This is a genomic window from Monashia sp. HAY1-5C, from assembly GCF_056755255.1.
The window spans coordinates 1-259 of record NZ_JBPGXG010000464.1 but is presented as its reverse complement, the minus strand read 5'-3'; the positions used below and the strand labels follow the sequence as shown (position 1 = coordinate 259).

Here is a 259-nt window from a genome sequence, read left to right as displayed (position 1 = left end):
GTCTGGAGGGCCGCTGCGCAACCCGTCGTGATGAGGGCCAGCGGCTAGCTATCCTCGACCCGCTGGCCGGGCGCGGCACCACTCTGGAATGCGCCTGGAGGGCCGGGCATAACGGCTTCGGTGTCGAGCAGGATGCCAAGGCCGTCGAGGCGCTCGCTGCTCACGTCACGACAGGGCTGCGTCGCAAACACCTCAAGCACAGCTGCGGCACCCATCCAGTGCGACGTGACGGCCGCTCGCTTGGCAAGCGGTTTGACGC

General features: G+C 68.3%; 1 protein-coding gene. It reads right to left on the bottom strand.

Translation table 11 applies throughout. The features are described 5' to 3' along the window. Nucleotides 1-44: 44 nt before the first annotated feature. On the bottom strand, nucleotides 45-259 hold a 215-nt coding region (locus tag ACR9ZK_RS22445; protein WP_250093668.1), incomplete at its 5' end, for a hypothetical protein.